Below are 237 nucleotides of genomic sequence, written 5' to 3'. Positions count from 1 at the left end.
ACTTTGGTTCTGCCGCCGCGGCCTTTTGTTTGCCGGTGATTGCGCTGTGGTTTGGCGGAGATGATGGCTGGCGGTATGCGATTGGTCTGACAGGGCTGATCAGTCTGTTGTTCAGCGTGGTGTATTACCAGAACATTACCGATACCCCCAAGGGCGCGACCTATTTCAAACCCAAACACATGGGAGCAATGGAAGTGACCAGCCAGGGAGATTTCTTCTTGTTGCTGATCATGAAAG

Annotated in this window: 1 pseudogene; it reads left to right on the top strand. The window is 52.3% G+C overall.

Going from position 1 to position 237, the window contains the following annotated elements:
- Positions 1–237, top strand: a pseudogene (locus Q4563_RS22545) (MFS transporter); the annotation flags it as partial.

The sequence above is a fragment of the Gilvimarinus sp. 1_MG-2023 genome, assembly GCF_030548285.1.
The sequence above is the reverse complement of the archived record's forward strand: the minus strand, read 5'-3'. Positions and strand labels throughout refer to the sequence as shown.